General features: G+C 61.3%; 17 protein-coding genes. 8 read left to right on the plus strand and 9 right to left on the minus strand.

The window, feature by feature from the left end; all coding sequences use genetic code 11:
• Nucleotide 1 precedes the first annotated feature (1 nt).
• From EN859_RS24580 to EN859_RS24590, 3 genes are all read left to right on the plus strand, one after another.
• Nucleotides 2-1,252 carry an FAD-dependent oxidoreductase gene (locus EN859_RS24580; protein WP_127855409.1) on the plus strand — a complete coding sequence of 417 codons (1,251 nt, stop codon included), beginning with the start codon at nt 2-4 and terminating at the stop codon, nt 1,250-1,252.
• Nucleotides 1,253-1,645: 393 nt separating this feature from the next.
• The gene (locus EN859_RS24585; protein WP_127855410.1) at nt 1,646-2,365 is read left to right on the plus strand and encodes a Crp/Fnr family transcriptional regulator; all 720 of its coding nucleotides are present in this window, start codon (nt 1,646-1,648) and stop codon (nt 2,363-2,365) included.
• Nucleotides 2,366-2,539: 174 nt separating this feature from the next.
• Nucleotides 2,540-2,737, plus strand: coding sequence for a hypothetical protein (locus EN859_RS24590; RefSeq protein ID WP_127855411.1), 198 nt, complete (start codon nt 2,540-2,542; stop codon nt 2,735-2,737).
• A 121-nt stretch (nt 2,738-2,858) separates the two neighbouring features.
• On the opposite strand, the gene EN859_RS24595 is transcribed toward EN859_RS24590, so the two are convergent.
• The 6 genes from EN859_RS24595 to EN859_RS24620 form a co-directional block, all read right to left on the minus strand.
• Nucleotides 2,859-3,107, minus strand: coding sequence for a DUF982 domain-containing protein (locus EN859_RS24595; RefSeq protein ID WP_127855412.1), 249 nt, complete (start codon nt 3,105-3,107; stop codon nt 2,859-2,861).
• On the minus strand, nt 3,104-3,277 hold the full coding sequence (locus tag EN859_RS24600; RefSeq protein ID WP_245525685.1) for a hypothetical protein: 174 nt from the start codon (nt 3,275-3,277) through the stop codon (nt 3,104-3,106). Before EN859_RS24600 ends, EN859_RS24595 begins: the two co-directional genes overlap by 4 nt.
• A gap of 203 nt (nt 3,278-3,480) precedes the next feature.
• Nucleotides 3,481-4,683: an ABC transporter permease gene (locus EN859_RS24605; RefSeq protein ID WP_210237719.1), complete on the minus strand. Its 1,203-nt coding sequence runs from the start codon at nt 4,681-4,683 to the stop codon at nt 3,481-3,483.
• Between the two features lie 26 nt (nt 4,684-4,709).
• Entirely contained in the window at nt 4,710-5,429 is a 720-nt protein-coding gene (locus EN859_RS24610; protein ID WP_127855415.1) for an ABC transporter ATP-binding protein, read from the minus strand.
• Nucleotides 5,429-6,670 (minus strand): efflux RND transporter periplasmic adaptor subunit, encoded by a 1,242-nt coding sequence (locus tag EN859_RS24615; protein WP_127855416.1) that lies wholly within the window; start codon nt 6,668-6,670, stop codon nt 5,429-5,431. Before EN859_RS24615 ends, EN859_RS24610 begins: the two co-directional genes overlap by 1 nt.
• A 125-nt stretch (nt 6,671-6,795) precedes the next feature.
• Nucleotides 6,796-7,224 (minus strand): hypothetical protein, encoded by a 429-nt coding sequence (locus EN859_RS24620; RefSeq protein WP_127855417.1) that lies wholly within the window; start codon nt 7,222-7,224, stop codon nt 6,796-6,798.
• A gap of 802 nt (nt 7,225-8,026) precedes the next feature.
• Here EN859_RS24620 and EN859_RS24625 point away from each other — a divergent pair.
• The 4 genes from EN859_RS24625 (at nt 8,027) to EN859_RS38300 (ending at nt 11,149) form a co-directional block, all read left to right on the plus strand.
• Nucleotides 8,027-9,289, plus strand: a complete 1,263-nt coding sequence (locus EN859_RS24625) for a histidine kinase (protein WP_210237720.1) — start codon at nt 8,027-8,029, stop codon at nt 9,287-9,289.
• Nucleotides 9,286-9,945, plus strand: coding sequence for a response regulator transcription factor (locus tag EN859_RS24630; RefSeq protein ID WP_127855419.1), 660 nt, complete (start codon nt 9,286-9,288; stop codon nt 9,943-9,945). The genes EN859_RS24625 and EN859_RS24630 overlap by 4 nt, the downstream gene beginning before the upstream one ends.
• 347 nt (nt 9,946-10,292) lie before the next feature.
• The gene (locus tag EN859_RS24635) at nt 10,293-10,577 is read left to right on the plus strand and encodes a hypothetical protein (RefSeq protein WP_127855420.1); all 285 of its coding nucleotides are present in this window, start codon (nt 10,293-10,295) and stop codon (nt 10,575-10,577) included.
• 161 nt (nt 10,578-10,738) lie between these two features.
• A complete protein-coding gene (locus EN859_RS38300) occupies nt 10,739-11,149 on the plus strand; it encodes a hypothetical protein (RefSeq protein ID WP_348632943.1) in 411 nt (136 codons plus the stop codon).
• A 101-nt stretch (nt 11,150-11,250) separates the two neighbouring features.
• Here EN859_RS38300 and EN859_RS24650 read toward each other — a convergent pair whose 3' ends face one another.
• The gene (locus EN859_RS24650; protein ID WP_127855422.1) at nt 11,251-11,898 is read right to left on the minus strand and encodes a response regulator transcription factor; all 648 of its coding nucleotides are present in this window, start codon (nt 11,896-11,898) and stop codon (nt 11,251-11,253) included.
• Nucleotides 11,895-13,289 carry a sensor histidine kinase gene (locus EN859_RS24655; RefSeq protein WP_127855423.1) on the minus strand — a complete coding sequence of 465 codons (1,395 nt, stop codon included), beginning with the start codon at nt 13,287-13,289 and terminating at the stop codon, nt 11,895-11,897. The genes EN859_RS24650 and EN859_RS24655 overlap by 4 nt, the downstream gene beginning before the upstream one ends.
• A gap of 974 nt (nt 13,290-14,263) precedes the next feature.
• On the opposite strand from EN859_RS24655, the gene EN859_RS24660 reads away from it, so the two are divergent.
• On the plus strand, nt 14,264-15,871 hold the full coding sequence (locus tag EN859_RS24660) for a GMC family oxidoreductase (protein ID WP_127855424.1): 1,608 nt from the start codon (nt 14,264-14,266) through the stop codon (nt 15,869-15,871).
• Nucleotides 15,872-15,942: 71 nt separating this feature from the next.
• Here EN859_RS24660 and EN859_RS24665 read toward each other — a convergent pair whose 3' ends face one another.
• Nucleotides 15,943-17,115 (minus strand): glycosyltransferase, encoded by a 1,173-nt coding sequence (locus EN859_RS24665; RefSeq protein WP_127855425.1) that lies wholly within the window; start codon nt 17,113-17,115, stop codon nt 15,943-15,945.
• Nucleotides 17,116-17,258 lie beyond the last annotated feature (143 nt).

Raw genomic sequence — 17,258 nt, forward strand, 5'->3', positions numbered from 1 at the left:
GATGGCAGCACCGGAAACCGTGGAAGTCGCCATCGTCGGCGCTGGCGTTGTCGGGCTGGCGACAGCACTCCGCCTTGCGGCTGAGGGTCGCGAAATCCTGCTCATCGACCCTAACGAGCCAGGCTCCGGCGCCTCGTTCGGCAACGCCGGAACGATTGCCGAATATGCCTGCATGCCGGTCGGCAATCCGGGCGTGCTGCGCGCGCTGCCAAAGCTGCTTCTCGACCCCGACAGCCCCTTTGCATTGCGCTGGACGGCACTGTTCCAGCTTGCGCCCTGGCTGGTGCGCTTCGTGCGGCAATCGCTTCCGGCGGCCACCCGCGCCAATGCGCTGGCGCTCGCCGGCTTGCTGGCCGAAGCCCTGCCGGCCTGGGAAGTGATGGTGGAGGAGGCCGGCATGGCAGACCTGCTGCGCCGCAATGGCTGTCTCTACCTCTATCGCCACGAGAGCGATTTTGCCGCCGCTGCCGCAGGCAGAACCTTGCGCGCCGAACTCGGCATACATCAGCACGTGCTAACGCCGGAAGAGGTGGCCGCGCTGGAGCCCGGTCTGCCGGCGGCCGGCACCCGTAGCTTGTACTTCCCGGATTCCATGAATGTCACCGATCCGAAGATGCTGATGCGACGCCTGCTCGATGCCGCGACCGTCCGCGGCGTGTTGGTGGCCCAGGCTGAGATAACCGGGCTGCAGGCCGATGCCGACGGTGTCCGGCTCAATGGTCCCGGCCTTGGCATCAAGGCGGGCACTGTGGTGATCGCCGCCGGAGCACGGTCGCGGGCGCTGGCCGCGCAGGCAGGCGACAGGGTCCCGCTCGAAACCGAGCGCGGCTACCATCTCGAATTCCCGACCGAAGCACCTCTGCTCAATCGGCCGGTCTGTCCCGTCGATCTCGGCTTCTACATGACGCCGATGGCTGGCCGGCTGGGTGTCGCCGGGACCGTCGAGCTCGGCGGGCTTGCCGCACCACCCAATCCGCGCCGGCTGGCGCTGCTTGATCGTGGCGTCAGGCAGTTCTTCCCCAAGCTCGGCCGGCCTTCGTCCGAATGGCTCGGCTTTCGGCCGTCACTGCCCGATTCCCGCCCGGTCATCGGCCCGTCGCGCAGCAGCGCCAGGGTGATCCACGCCTTTGGTCATGGCCATCTCGGCCTGACCCTGGCGCCGATCACGGCGCGCTTGATCGCCGACCTGATAGGCGGACGCAGCGACCCGGCCCGCCTCGCACCCTTTGCGGTGGGTCGGTTCGGCGCGTGAAAGCCGCTGCAGTGAGCGCATGGCCACGCCGCGGCTGCTGGCCGCCGGTTGGGCCGTTCAGCAATTTCACCTGCCTTTTCCAGCGCGGTCGCCGCGATGGCCCGCAGCCCGTTGCGGCCTGCGCCACACCGTCAGCGCCTTCTTCCGCCTCACCAAATCACCCCAATTGTCGGTTTCGTACGGAAGCCGGCTTTGTACGTTTCCGACGCTAACGCTCCCTGAAATGTTTTCGTAGCTTGCGCGCTCCTGGGGATTCCTGCGTGCATTCATTCACTTATTCGTTTCATTGCAGTGCCTTGTTTATGAGCGTATGCTGTTTTTATCGTTCGTAAGTTTGCGCGGGCGCGGACGACTGGGAGATTGGAAGGCTCTTGCCCTGGATTGGGAAGAGCCATGTCTGACCCCCGAGAAAACCCCTACAAGAACGAACTTCTCCGACGGATGAGCGCTGACGACCTGGCGCTTCTGCAGCCGCACTTTCAGCGCCGGACTCTCGAGCTGAAAACGGCGCTGGAGACAACCAATGGCAAGATCGATGCGGTGTACTTCATGGAGGAAGGCATCGGCTCGGTGATTGCCAGGACGCCCGGCAACAGCGATGCCGAGGTCGGCTTCATCGGGTTCGAGGGCATGACCGGATCGGCCCTCGTGATGGGCGCAGACCATTCCCCGCACGAATGCCGCGTCCAGATGGCGGGCGAGGCGATCCGCATCGACGCCGACCGATTCACCGCGGCACTCGAGACCAGCCCGACGCTTCGTCTTTTCCTGTTGCGCTACGTCCATTACCTTCACATCCAGACCGGCTATACCGCCCTGATCAATGCCCGGTCGAAACTGGAAGACCGCCTGGCAAGATGGCTGCTGATGTGCGACGACCGCGTCATTGGCGGCCGCTTTCTAATCACGCACGAATTCCTGTCCATCATGCTCGGCGTCAGGCGCCCGGGTGTCACCGTGGCCCTGCAACTGCTGGAAGGGCGCGGGCTTATCCGCGCCCAGCGTGGCGAGATCCTGGTTCGCGACCGCGACGGCCTGGTTGCGCTTACCGATGGCTACGGCCCGTCGGAGGCCGAATATGTCAGGCTGGTCGGCGAAATCGCCTGGCGCTGATCTTCTTCCGGCCGGATATCGCGGCACAATTGGCGCCGTCATTCGACTGATTTCTTTGGTAAAAAGCGTACAGCTATCTGCTGATGACATGCAGCATCCGGCGGTCTTATAAAAATCGCAAGGGATTGGAACAGGACGATCGCTGCTCGTCCTTTCGGGGAGGGGGAGATGCCAGTGAATCTCAATGAGCCCGCCGTCTGGTTTGCCGCGCCCGTCACCACGGGGGAGCCTTTCGATCTGCTGGAGGAGGCCGTGCGCCATGCCCTGCGCTTGCCGGCCGACGATCGCCACAACCGTGCCACCATCATCACCAGCTCGGGAGCGACTTACGGCTGGAATGCCATTGAACACATATTCGAGCGTTTCAAGTAGGTCTTGGGCAACGCATATCGGTCGACTCCCCCCAACCTTCTGTCGGCCGCCATGCCCTACTTGAACACCCGCCGTGCCGAAAGGCGCGGCGGGTTCTCTTTTGGGGTAGCAAGTTGGCGAGTCAGGAACGAGGCGGGAGCAGCATCTTCTCCTCCTTGGCGGCAGCCTTGAAGGCAATGCGGACATCCTCGGCAGTCAGTTCGCCGGCCAGGGCCGCCACGCACACCCTGACTGCCTTGTTCCACTTCGGGCCACGCCGGGTCCACTTCACGAGCTGCTCGGCCGCATCCTCCACCGAATCGACATTGCATGCGACGCCGTCACGGTCCGTCCTGACGGGAACCGGAGGCGAAAACCACAGCTGTGTCATTCACGTCGGCCGTCGAAGAGAACGGCCAGGCCCCACGCCTTGGCTATTTCGACAATGACTCCAGTCAATTCCTCGTTGCTGTCCTGGAGGTAGGGGGCATTGAGACGAACGCCCCTGATTGTCGCCCTGACCGAGACGATGTCGCCGCACAGCGCCATCTTGATGGTCATTTCAAGAAGCTTCCTGGACGCGCTGACGGGTCTTGGTGCCCACCCTGCGATGCTCATGCGGTCCTCCCCATGACGCCCTCAAATTCAACTTTGAGCGCTTCCGCATGTGAGATCAATTGTTGGTATGAATCGTACCGTACAGGGCTGCCGCGGCCACTCGGGCGAAGCACCTGTCCGCGTACCGCGGGCTGCCAGACGGACGACTATTCGTAACGCAGCGCCTCAAGCGGCGATTTTCTTGAGGCCTGGATCGCCGGGTACATTCCGAAGACCACGCCGACGAGCGCGGAGAATAGGAAGGCCAGCACGACTGGGTCGGCCGTCAGCTCGATCCGCATATCGAACTGTCTTTCGGCGATGATGGCACCGGCAAAGCCGATCACCGCTCCGGCAATGCCGCCGGCGATCGAAAGAATGGTTGCTTCTGCCAGAAACTGCATCATCACCGTCGCCGGCTTCGCCCCGATTGCCATGCGGATGCCAATCTCTCGCGTGCGCTCGGTCACCGAGACCAGCATGATGTTCATGATGCCGATGCCGCCAACGAGCAGCGAGATCGAGGCGATTGCCGCGAGCAACCGTGTGAGGGCGGCGGAGGATTCTTCCTGAGCGCGGGCCGTCTCTGCGACATTGTTGATTCGGAAATCGTCTGGTTGCCCAGCATCAAGCCTATGCTGAAACCTGAGCACGTCGCGGACATCCGCAGTCGCCTCGGAAATACGCTTCTCATCGATGACCTTGATGCTGATCATCGAAACGGAACGCGTCTTGGCCGAACTGCGACCCAGGAGCTGATCGCGGGCGGTACTCAGCGGAACAAGCGCGACATCGTCCAGATCGGAACCGTCGAGTGTCTGGCCTTTTCGCTGCAGAACCCCGATCACCTCCATCGGAAGCTGGTTGACCCGCACAGTCTGCCCTACGGGATCGATTTCCGCGAACAGCCGCCCGGCCGTCGATGCCCCGAGCATGATGACCTTCGTGCTGTTGTCGACATCCCACTTGTCTATCTCGCGTCCCGAGGCAAGACGCCGGTCGCGCGCCTCGAAATACTCCTCCGTGACACCATAAATGCTGCTAGACCAGTTGTCAGTTGCGGTTGCGAGATGTACCACCCCGGCGACGCTGGGGGCCGCGGTAACGATCTTTTCCGAGCCTTCGCGTATTACGGCGGCATCGTCGTCCGAGAGTGTCGGCCGGGTGCCCGCGCCCAGACGGACGCCAGCCGCGTTAGCCGAACCCGGTATGACCATAATTACTTTCGCGCCAAGGCGCTCGATTTCTTCTTTGATCGCCTGCTGCGTTCCCGTACCGACTGCGACCATCACGACGACGGAAGCAACTCCGATGATGATGCCGAGCGTCGTCAGCGCGCTGCGCAACTTGTTGCCCTGCATGGCGCGCATGGCTGAACCTAGTATGTCGGCGGCCCTCATTGCGCCGCCACCAGCGCAACCGGCTCGACCGGGCGATCCCGCACGCGTTCTGCGGTGATCCTGCCGTCGACAAGATTGATCGTGCGCGCCATACGCGATGCGACCTGACTGTCATGGGTCACGATGACGACGGTTTTGCCCTCTCCATTCACCTCCTCCAGCAGGCGGAGGATTTCTTCTCCTGTCGCGGTGTCGAGCGCTCCTGTGGGCTCGTCGGCGAGGATCAGGTCGGGACTGTTGACCAGTGCGCGGGCGATCGCCACCCTTTGCTGCTGGCCGCCCGAAAGCTGGCTTGGATAATGGGCCATGCGATCCGCAAGTCCGATCCGTTCAAGCATAGCTAGGGCAGTCCTGCGCCGCATCGCCGGCCGCATCATCGCATAGGCGAGCGGCAGCTCGACATTCTCCAGCGCCGTCAGGCGCGGAAGCAGATTGAAGCTCTGGAACACAAAGCCAATCCTGCGGCACCGGAGCTCGGCCAATTTGGCCGGCGACATCCTTGTGACGCTTTCGCCCGCCAGCCTGTAGTTCCCTTTCGTCGGACTGTCGAGGCAGCCAAGAATACCGAGCAGGGTCGATTTGCCAGACCCCGAAGGACCCATGATGGCAACGGATTCGCCTTTCTCGATCGCTAGCGAAATCCCGTTCACGGCATGAACCGTCGTCTCACCCAGCCTGTAGGCCTTGCTGATCTTTTCGAGCGCAACGAGCGGCATCAGAAGACCCCGAGGACCTTCTGCTCTTTCTGCGCGCCCTGTCCCGGACTCTCCGAGAGCCCCGTGACGACGGAGTTGCCGGGCCTAAGTGCTTCGGCAGTGATCGCTGTAAACGCGCCGTCGGTAGCGCCCAGTTGGACGGGAATGCCGACCAGCGCGCCGTCGCGCTGGACGTAGACCGCATTGTCGACACCCCTGGGCTGCCCTGGCGGATGGAAGCGCAAGGCCGCGTTCGGAACGGCAAGCTGCTTTTCATTATCGTCGATGATGATCCTCGCCGTCGCCGTCATGCCGGGCAGCAGCAGCAGGTTCTCATTCGGTGCGTTCGCGACGACCGTGTAGGTCACCACGTTTTGTGTGATTTGCGGTTGCTTCCGGATCTGCACCACTTCGCCTTCAAAAGTCCGCCCCTTGAAGGCATCTACGGTGAACTCCACGCGCTGGCCGGGGCGGATGCGGCCGATCTCGGCTTCGGGGATCGAGGTGTTGATCTGCATCTGGCGGAGATCCTGCGCGATCGTGAACAGGACCGGCGCCTGCAGGCTGGCGGCGACCGTAGTGCCAACCTCGACATTGCGCACGATGATGGTGCCGTACACGGGCGAGCGGATGACCGTTCGGTCAAGGTCGGCATGGGCTTGCTTGACGGCCGCTTCCGCGCCCTTGAGCGCATGCCGTGAGTTCTCGAGATCGGCAGCCGCGATATCGCGCGTTGCTTCCGCAATGGTTGAGTCGGCCTGCGCCCCAACTCCCTTTCCAGCCAAGGCTTTCTTGCGGTCGAAGTCCGCCTGCGTCTGGCGCAGGGCAATTTCGGCTTTCTGCACGCTCGCCATGGCGATACCCAGTTGGGCTTCGCTCTGTTCGACGGCAATCTGGAAGCCGAGCGGATCAATCACTGCCAGGACATCGCCGCGCCGGACTTCCTTGTTGAAGTCGGCATTGAGCTCCTTGATCTGGCCGGAAATCTGCGAACTTACGGAAACCAGCGCCACAGGCGTGACCGCTCCGGTCGCCTGCACGCTGTCGATAATCCGGCGTTCCTCTGCGAACGCAATGCGATAGTAGACAGCCGATCCAGATGAAGAATTGTTGGAGACCGCCGCCATTCCGTCGGAAATAAAGGCGCCGCTGGCCGAGATGAGGTCGTCCCACCCTTCGGCGAAAGATCCGCTATGGACCGCGACCCAGCCGGCGGCGACAATTGCCGCACTGGAAAATGCCCATCTCGGTATCTTGCGCATCGCCTTGCCTATGACTCCTGGGTCCAACCGGATTGTGGTCCGTCAACGGTGAACAGGAAGTGAGGAGGAGGCGGGACCTCCTCCTCACTTGCCCTGCTTCGCTAGACGGGGGACGTCAGACTCAGTCAGAGCGGGCAGTCGGGCAACTCGCTGCCGGGATTGCACACCACCTCGTTAACAGTCGAGGAGGTTGCCGGAGCGATCTCGACCACTGTCGTGGTGGTGGTCGAATGATCGTCATTCGGCACGCCGGCCGGATTGATTGCCGTGCACGTGTTGGTCGTCGTTTCAATGATGGCGCTCGTCGTCGTGGTGACATCCGCCTTCCCAACCTGGTCAAAAGCACCCTGGTAGGTAACATCACCGATCGTGGTCGAGGTTTCGCCGCCTGACTGAACGCTAGTGCTCGAGATCTCCCAGCTCCACTTGACGTTCGGCAACTCGCCGCAGACATCCGAGCCTTCAACAACGGCCGCCTGGGCAATCTGGACTCCGCCCATCGGGAACGCTGCCAGGATGGCCAGCGCCGCAGTGGAAACTATCAATTTACGCATTTTTACCATCTCCGTATGAACGTGTTTTCACGTCGCCGAGGCGCGCGTCCTCCACGTTGTCTTCCACAGCATCGACAGACGGTATTTGCCCCCGCTGTTGCCATGACCCGATATCCATGCGCCAACCGGACATGGTCGTCTATATATCCGAGGTTATATACGGTTTATTTACCTTAACGACAGGAATTCGCCTTTTTGCAGATGTACTCCCGCAGTGCAGAAAATTCTTTATTTACTGATAGGTAGCGCGCCCAGGTGTTCCTCCCGGCCATCCCGCCGATGTGAAAAAAGCCTACAACGGCAAACGGCCTTAACTAAATATTAGGAAATGCCACAACGCACCGTTGTAATGCGCTATACTTGGGCCGGGGTAGAAGCGGGAGTTGGGTAATTGGAGGACGATTGGGGAGCGTGCTGGAACTTCTTCCGGCGCGGTACTACGGGGCATCGGACCCGTTTGGGCAACTGGTTTCGCAGTGTGCGCCCGTGGCAGATGGTGGCCGCCTCGCGATTTGCGCTGGCCGTATTCGCACTTTTGGCTATTTACGCCGATCCGTCGCAGCCGGCTCGCAGCAGCGCACTGGCTTACTATCTGTTGGGCGCCTATGTCGTTTATGCGGGCGCGCTTGCCCTGACGACAATGCGGGTTTCGCCCGGGCCTGTTGTCGCACTTGCGGTCCACGCCATCGACATCGCCGTATTCAGCGTCCTGATCTATCTTACCGAGGGGCCGACCAGTCCGCTGTTCGTCTTCCTCACCTTCGCGCTTTTCTCGGCAACATTGCGGTGGAGTTGGCGCGGCGTGATCGCCACGGCAATCCTGATCGTGTTTATCTACGGTCTTCTCGCCATGACGGCGGACATCGATACTGGCGAAGACGTCACCAGGACGATTGTTCGCAGTGCCTACCTGATCGTGGCCGGCATTCTGTTTCTGTATTTTGGCGCCATCCTGGAACGGGAACGCATGCGCTATGCGCAACTGGCGTCATGGCCGGATGGACCGAGCACGGACGAGCGGTTTCCGGCCCTTGATCAGATATTCGCTCACCTGTCCAAGACGGCCAATGTCCCGCGTCTGCTGGTCGTGTGGGAGGACCACTACGAGCCGCATCGCTACGTCGCCGAGTTCGTGGACGGCAGCACTCGATACTCGATGGAAGCCGCAGCCGACGCCGAAACGGCCGTCGCCCAGGACAGCACCAGATCAGGCGCGGCCTCAAGCGCCCAAAACGAAATATCAACGCGGATCCTGAACGACCACGGCATACGACACTCGGTCGTGGCTCCCGTCGGCGGCGCATCCCACAGCGGCTGGTTGTTCCTCGTCGGGGACCATGACCTCGGGGACGATCTGATGCCGCTGGCCGCCATCGCGGCGCTGCGGATCGGAGCGGAAATAGAACATCATCACCTCAGGCAGCAGCTTGTAAAGGCAGCGATGCGGGAAGGGAGGAGCAGGCTTGCCAGGGATATTCACGACAGCCTTCTGCAGTCCCTTGCGGCGATCGGGCTGCAGCTGAAGGCCCTCGAGCGAGGTGTTGCCACGCCCGAGAGGCGACAGATCGCCGAGATCAGGGGCTCTGTAGCGGAACAGCAGAACCTGCTTCGCCAATTGGTTTCGGAAGCGCGCGGCAATGATCGCGGACGTGCCGCCGACACGCTCGTCGAAGCCGCTGTGGCTGATGTGCTGAGGAAAATGGAGACGCAGTGGAATTGCCGGACGTCACTTGCGGTGTCCCCCGGGGGCCTCGTCGCCAGCCGAGAAACAGTGGAGGGCCTGTCGTTGTTCATGGCCGAGGCTGTTGCCAACGGGGTCCGGCATGGGGGAGCAACGAAGTTCCGGCTCGACGTGGCGGAGTCGGAAAAAGCGCTGTCCATTCGCCTGCGGGACAATGGCAGTGGCCTGCCTGGGCTGTCGGGATCCCTCTCCCATAAACGCGTGTTCGAGGCAAGGCTCGGTTCTGCCTCCCTCAGGCGAAGAGCGAGAGACCTCGGCGCCATCATGCATCTCCATAGCTCCCCTGAGGGTCTTGAGATCGATTTGAAGGTCCCGATCGAATGAGCCGTCAGAATGTCTCCACGACAATATTGCTTGCCGATGACCATCCGGTTGTACTGCGTGGCTTGGCCTCCTTGATCAATGGGAACCCGGGCTTTGAAATCGTCGCCAGTTGCAGCGATGGCTCGGCGGCCCTGGCGGAGATTCAAAGAAGCAGACCCGACATCGCGGTCATCGATTTGAATATGCCTGGCGTGAGCGGGCTCGATATTCTGAGAGAAGTCAGGGCGGCAACGCTGCCGGCGCGCATTGTGTTTTTGACGGCCGATATCGGCGACGCGGACATCATGAGCGCCGTATCGAAGGGGCTTGACGGGCTGATCATGAAGGACGCCGCGCCTGACACCCTCGTCGACTGCCTGCGTGCGGTGGCGGCCGGCTGCCGATGGCTTCCAGCGGACACCATCGTAGCAGCAATGGACAGGGAAACCCAACGACGCGACCACGCCCGCGACCTCTTCAAGCCGCTCACGGAGCGGGAGCGGGAGGTTTTAGGGCTGGCAAGCCGGGATTTGTCCAACAAAGAGATAGCACGAGACCTGAACATATCCGAAGGCACGGTCAAGGTTCACCTGAACAAGGTCTACTCCAAGCTGAACGTGTCGAGCAGAGTGTCCTTGCAGGCAGCAGCGGGCGAATACCTGGATTTGCTGTCTTGAAATCCTGATACTCAAGGGGAGCGTTAGCCGCGCACACCCGCCAACACGCCAGGATTGCCGGACCGGCTACGACCTTAGTCCGATGCTGGCGCCGAAAAGGTCCGGCAGGGCAGGGCAAGAGTCGTGGGCCGCTTTCGAAACCGCGCCGACCTGTGGATGCTCCGCCGGTCAACAACGCCGGCCCCGGTTTCGACAGACAGCCGGCATAAGGAGGACCATGATGCGCAAACTGCCCTTAACCCGGATTTGCTGGCTCGCCCTGCGGGCTTCAACGGTGCTGGCGCTGGCCGTCGCGCCCTACCATGTCACGTTCAACAGTGCTGGCGCGGCGAAGATCGGCGCCGCCAGTGCCCAGGCCCAGGAGGACGGCGGTAGCGGCGGTAGCGCCGGTGGAGGCGATACTGGCGGCAGCACCGGTGGTGGCGGTGACGATGGCGCCGGTGGTGCCGGCGGCGAAGATGGCGCCGGCGGTGGTACTGGCGGCGACGATGGCGCCGGTGGTACCGGCGGTGACGATGGCGGCGCTGGCGGTACCGGCGGCGACGATGGCGCTGGTGGTACCGGTGGTGACGATGGCGCCGGTGGTACCGGTGGTGATGATGGCGCCGGTGGTACCGGTGGCGACGAGCTGATAACGGTGAAATAACGACGCCGGTGAAGCCTTCGGCCGGATAGGCCGGCCCGAATGGGCCGGCCCGAACAGGTCGGCCCAAACAGGTGGGCAAGGGAAGTGAAGATGAGCACGCCATCCCTGACCCGGATTTGCTGGCTCGCCCTGCGAGCCTCAACAGCGTTGGCGCTGACCATCGCGCCTTGCCACGTTGCGTTCGACGGCGCCGCGAAGATCGCCGCCGCCAGTGCCTACGCCGACGATGGCAGCAGTACTGGCGGCGGCGAAGGCGGCGGCGATGGTGCTGGCAGTGGCGGTGATACCGGCGGCGGTGGTGGCGGCGGCGGTGATACCGGCGGCGGCGGTGGTGGCGGCGGCGGCAGTGATGGCAATTCCGCAACCGGCAATGGCCAGGTGAACCCGGCGACAGGTGACAGGGTCAGGGTTCACGGCCACGCCATCGAGGTTGTCCACGCCGACGGCATCAGGGAAAAAATCGAAAACGGCCGCTTCGAAATGAAGGACGCGCTCGGCCGCACCATCGTCGAGCGCGCGGCGACCGCAGCCGATTTCAGCCGCTTGCAAGGTTTGTGAGAGCGAGGATCATAACAGGCAACACCTCGATTCTCGCGTCACCCCCGTCTTAGGGCGGGGGTGAACTTTTTTACACCGAAGGCGGATGTGCGGCACGCAGTTCAGCCAGCCCGCTCGCGCGCCTCATGCATCATCAGCGCTGCCTCGGTGCGGTTGCGGACATTGAGCTTCGACAAGACCCGCGTCATGTGATGCTTGACCGTCTTTTCCTGCAGCGCCAGCCGCGCCGCGACCTCCTTGTTGCTCAGGCCTTCCGCCACCAGGCGCAGGATTTCGGTTTCGCGGCCGGTGAGCTGGCCGATGAGGTCGGTTTTCCGTTTCACCGGCTGCAAAAGGTCGGACAAGAGGCGGGCCGACAGCGTCGGCGAGACATAGCTCTCGCCCGCCGCGACGCTGTGCAGGACTTCCGCCAGCGTCTTCGAACCGACGCCTTTCAGCACATAGCCGCGCACGCCGGCATTCAGCGCCTGGGCAACGTCGGCATTGGCCTCCGACACAGTCAGTATGACGATCTTCTGGTGAGGGTGCGCGGCCAATATGCTTGCTGCCGCGGCGAGGCCACCGCCCAGCATGCTGATGTCGAGCAGCACGATGTCGGGCTGCATCGCCGAAACCAGCCGTTCGGCATCCTCGGCGCTGGCGCCTTCGCCGACCACCTCGAAGCCGCCGATTTCGCCCAGGCTGCGGGCGACGCCCTCGCGAAACAGCGGATGGTCGTCGACGATGGCGATGCGGATGACGCCGATCATGGCTGCTCCTCCACGGACAATGTTATCACCAATCGCGTGCCTTGCGGGCCTGACGAGGTTTCGAAATGCCCGCCTATGCTTTCGATGCGTTCTCTCAGGCCAGCGAGCCCGAGCCCCTCGGTCTTGGCTGGGTCGAATCCGGGGCCGCCATCCAGCACTTCAACGAAAAGCCGGTTACGTTTCATCCCGGCTTTCACCGCCTGGTCCCGGCCTTGTCCATGACGGTAGGCGTTGTTCAGTCCTTCCTGGACGAAACGATAAATGCTGATCTTCTCGGAGGGGCCAAGTTCCGGAAGTTGCCTGGGAAGCGTTGCCGCAACGGAGGTGTCGGTCCTGCGTTCGTGCTCGGTGATGGCCAGGCGCAGAATGTCGGTGACATCAGCCGTTTCGATCTGCGGCAGCACGAGGCCGTTGCAGATGCCGCGTATCTCGCGCATCGCCTCGTCGAGGGTCTTGTGGATCCCGGATATCTCGGCTTCGCGGTCCTCGGTCGATGCGTCGGGGTCAGAGAAGATCGGGCTGTCCATCCTGAGTGCTGCCAGCGCGACGAGCTGGGCCGGTCCATCATGAAGATCGGCGCCGATGCGGCGCAGATAACGTTCGTTGATGGCGGTGGCGCGTCGCGAGGCGCGCTGCACGCGCTGGCGCAGCGATGAATTCTGCGAAAGCAGCGTCTGCAATTCGGCGACCTTTGCCTCGAGCGCCCCACGCTGGGTCTCGATGGTGCGGCTGCCGCGAAAGACGATGCCGGACAACAGCGCAAGTGCTGCCGCCGTGGCGCCGGCCACGACCAGCCAGCTCCACAGCAAGGCCGAGTTCAGCGTCGCCTGGAAATCCCCGGCGACCTCGGAGAACTCCGATACGGCGACGACGTCCCCCGACCAGGGTTCGCGCACCGGATTGTAGATTTCGAGCAGCGGCACGCCTTTCGCCATCTCGGCCTGGCTCAAGGCGTCGTCGGGCTTGTTGAACTCGGCCACCACATTGCCGTCGAAGGCGGCGACCAGATTGGCGCTCGGCTGGAACACGCGGCCGATCAGCTTTGCGTCCTTGGCGTAAAGAACGGTGCCGTCGCGACGCCAGAGCTTGAACGAGACCAGCCGCTTGCCGAGCCCGCCCTGGCCGAGCGTCTCGTCAAGCGCCCGCTTGACGGTGTCGCCAAGCTCACGGCTCTTGCGCATGTCCGGCAATAGCGGCGCGATCACGCTGTCGACATAGAGCGCCGTGGTGGCGGCGGAATTGCGGATGACGCCTTGCCTGATCTGCGATGTCACCCACAGGCCGACCACCAGCATCACCGCCAGCAGCCCGAAACCACCGGCGGCGAGGAACTGCAAGGCCAGCGACAGCCTGTTCCAGCGCTGGAAGAAATCCCCAAGTAATCGCACGATCCGTTCCTAACCCGCGCCGATCATAAGGCAGCGCGGATATCGCAACATCGGCCTTCGGTCCTGCCCACGCAAGACTTTAGTCCGGCAGCCGTATTGCGCGATCGATGTAGTGCGTTCGTACCGGCTCGCTAAGCTGGGCAAGGACAAAACGAGTGCTCTGCCCCAACAAGAGACCTTACGAAACGCGGTTGTAAAGATCAGATTTACAGCTCGACGGCGGGAACCAATTCTTTCGATTTCGGTTAAAAGCCGCCGCTGGGGATTCCCCCTCACCGGCGGCCAGCCGCAAGGCCCATCTCAGGGTGTGACCTGGGGTGGGCCGTTGCGTGGTGGCAGCGGGTTAAGATACCGTCCTTCAGGTCAAAGCCTGACTGAAATTCAAGCGGTCCGGAGTAAGATCGAGATCGATCCAAGTCCCCGGATCATGAAGGGCGGCAACCCTAATTGCTACCCAAGAAGCCCGCTGGCTCCCGGCCGGCGGGCTTTTCTATGTCGGTTTTGACCGCGGCTTCGCCACGGAACTTTTAGCGATTGCTAATGTTATTCTTCTCGCAACGGATATCGCCCCCGATATCCGTTGAAGATCGGCTGATCGGCCCGCGCTCTCCGCGAGAAGCGCGGGCTTTTGCTGTGAGCCAATGTACGGAAATTACGAAAAATCCGAACGCTGGAACAAACGCCGTCGATCAGCGATTATCGACGGCCACCGGGTGTTCCCCCTCACCGGTGGATAGTCGCAAGGCCCATCGCAGGACTCGCACCCTGAGATGGGCCTTCGCTGATAATGATGGGCCTTCGCTCGCTATCCTTCCATTCGCGCTGCGTCAGCAAAATAGGCGGCATGGAGCACCGTCAGGAACGGCATCGGTTTGTCGACGTGTGTAAGGAAAATCCTGTCATCAGTTGGCGACATCATGAACGGAGTATAACAGCATAACAGTATAATAAGGGATTTTATCTCATAGAGCGCGGCTGTGACGATATCGGATTTCAAGAACCTTCCTTCGGATAAAGTATTTGACATTTGCATCATCGGCGCTGGCCCCGCCGGGCTGACTCTCGCTGCCGATCTGATTGGACGGAAGGTTTCCGTGTGCCTTCTGGAAAGTGGAGGAATGGAGCTCAGCCGTGAGGCGCAGGACCTCAATTCGGGTGAGGTCAAGGGGCTGCCCTACGAGCCACTCAACACCTGCCGGCTCCGTGGCCTTGGCGGTAGCACGCAGCCGATGGGTTGGGGAGCCCTTTGCAAGCCGCTGGACGAAGAAGATTTTCGCATGCGTCCGTGGGTATCCCACAGCGGTTGGCCATTCGATCGGGAGCATCTGACGCCTTACTATGTTCGGGCTCAGGAAACGCTTGGAACATCAGACCTGAATGAGTTGCGACAGCGACCGCGACTGCCTGTCGGGCAATCCACGCACCTTCGCCTCGACATGGCTTCAGTGTGCGGAAATCTCAGGGTAGGCCAGCATCTCCGGCAGCCTTTGGATGCGGCCAAGAACGTTTTTGTCTTTCTGAATTGCACGGTTCTGCAGCTAAGGACTGACAACGAAAACACGCGTGTGTGCCATGCTGTCGTCCGACAGGGCCCTGATCAGATTTGCGTAAAGGCGCGCACATTTGTGCTTGCAGCGGGTGGCATAGAAAATGCGCGGATGATGTTATTGAGTCAGGGCGTTGGCAACCAGAACGGGCTTGTCGGCCGCTTCTTCATGGATCATCCGCGCTTCACCGTCGGCACCATTGTCCCTCGTAATCGAGAAGCGATGAAGGCGCTCTTCCTGCTCGACCGGGTGCGCATCGCACGGCGGCAAAAGATAAAGCGCGCACTGCGTCCGCAAGGCTCGGTTGTCGTGCAGGGCCTTACTTTGTCGACCGAAGCCCTCACGTCCGGCAAACTCCTCAACCATAGGGCTTGGATAGAGCCCTGCTTTCTTGGTCAGGACGCCGACAGGCTGGCCTCGCTGAGATCAACGTTTTTGGCCAGCGAAAGAGAGCGCGTGGGCAGGGGCTCGACGAGAGCCGGCTCAATAGGAGAGCGGCTGAAAATTCCCAGCCCCTCGTCTGGCCTGGTCTGGACTTGGCTCATGCATATGACGAGACCGGCTGTATTGGCGCGTTCATTCCGCCTGCACCACATTCTGGAACCCGAACCCAACCCTTCAAGCCGGGTGGTCTTGTCCGAAATCAAGGACCGTTTTGGCCTCCCGCAGGCACAGTTGCACTGGCACCTTACCCAGGCCACGCTGGACTCCCTACGGCGAACGATCGACATCATAGGTCAGGAATTGTGCGAGAGCGGGATCGGCAAACTGGTTGTCCAACCCAAGGAGTGGGAGGCGCTCCAACGGCCAAACTGGACATGGCACCATATCGGCACGACCCGCATGCACAACGATCCTCGACAAGGGGTGGTCGACGCAAACTGCAAGGTGCACGGAACCAGCAACCTCTTTGTGGTTGGAAGTTCAGTTTTTCCAACCGCTGGCAACGACTTGCCAACGCTCACTGTTGTTGCACTGGCGCACCGGCTGGCCGATCGTCTGAAAAGCTTTCAGCCTGAGCTTTCGATAGCATCTTGAATACGTCGCGCGAACCGCCAGGACAGTCCCATACGAATGATGTGTAGTGAGCGAAATGGACGGATCGCGGCTCAGCCAGAGGATCCGTTTCGCCAGCGCCGCCGAAGCTCGCCTTCCATCGCCGCTTGATAGAGTTGAACATGGCTGTGCGTGTATTTATCCAGAGAGAAATGTTCAAGAACTCGATTTCTGCCTGCCAATCCGAGTATTCGCCTCTCGTCTGATGTCAATGTAAGTATGCGTCGCAGGATTGCGGCCTGCGCCCCAGGATCCCGCGGCTTCGAGATCAAGTCATTGTCACCCAGCAGCCAGCCACAATCACCCACATCGGTCGCGACAGTCGGAACGCCGCAGGCCATGGCTTCAGCGACGGATAGCGGAAACGCTTCTCCCCATGCCGAAGAAAGCGCGAACGCGTCCAGTCCCGGCAGCAATTTGGGAATATCCAACTGAGGGCCGGGAGTCGTCAGACGATCATCGATGCCGAGGTCCCGAGCCACGCGACGGGCTGAGCCATCATCGTGTCCCGCGCCGATGATGAGGCCGTGTATATTGAACCCTTGCTTCAACAGCAGCGCTATTGTGCGGACGAAACCCTCATGGTTTTTCATGGGATGGGCTCGCGCCACATTGCCGACGATCAAGCGATCCGCGGGAATGCCAAAGGACGAACATAATAGCTGTCGGGCATCCGCACGAGGTTGAAATTCGCCACAATCGATTCCGTTCGGTATGACCACGCGCTTGGAGGGATCAAATCCAAGCGATTCATGCTGGTCGGCGGCCACCCTTGAGCAATATGAAATTTTCCATGGGCTATCTGAAATACGGGCCAGCATGCGAATGACCAGGCGCGTAAGCGGCTTTTCTTCTGTTACGTCAGCGACCGAATGATGAATGCTCCAGATCACCGGCTGCTTGCGGCCCAGAAAAGCACCAACGGACGCGGCAATATTGCCATGATACATCCAGCCATGAAGTATGTCGCAACCGGTTCCTCTGACAATCGACCGCAGGCGCGCTATCTCAACCAGCGAAATTTTTGACCTGCCCATTCCAAGCGAATTGACCGAAACCCTGTCGTCGCGAAGCAGCGCGGCCACTGGGCCGGGTTTCATCAGCGAAAGCACCTGAGGTTTGTAAGCAGTGTCCTTAAGACTTCGCGCAAATCGGGCAAGCATCAATTCGGCGCCACCGAGACTTAAGCTGGTTATACAATTAAGCACCGGATAGGTTTTCAACATAGTCGGTTCCGTAGATGCGCGGGCAATGCGACATCCCAAGGCTCATGAATCAGGCCAGATCAGCATCCACCTTGCCGCCAAGGAAGGAGCTAACAAGCTTGCCACATTTGGATTATTGAGCCGCACTCGGATATTACTGACTA

The organism is Mesorhizobium sp. M00.F.Ca.ET.216.01.1.1, assembly GCF_004010325.2.
Lineage (GTDB): Bacteria > Pseudomonadota > Alphaproteobacteria > Rhizobiales > Rhizobiaceae > Mesorhizobium.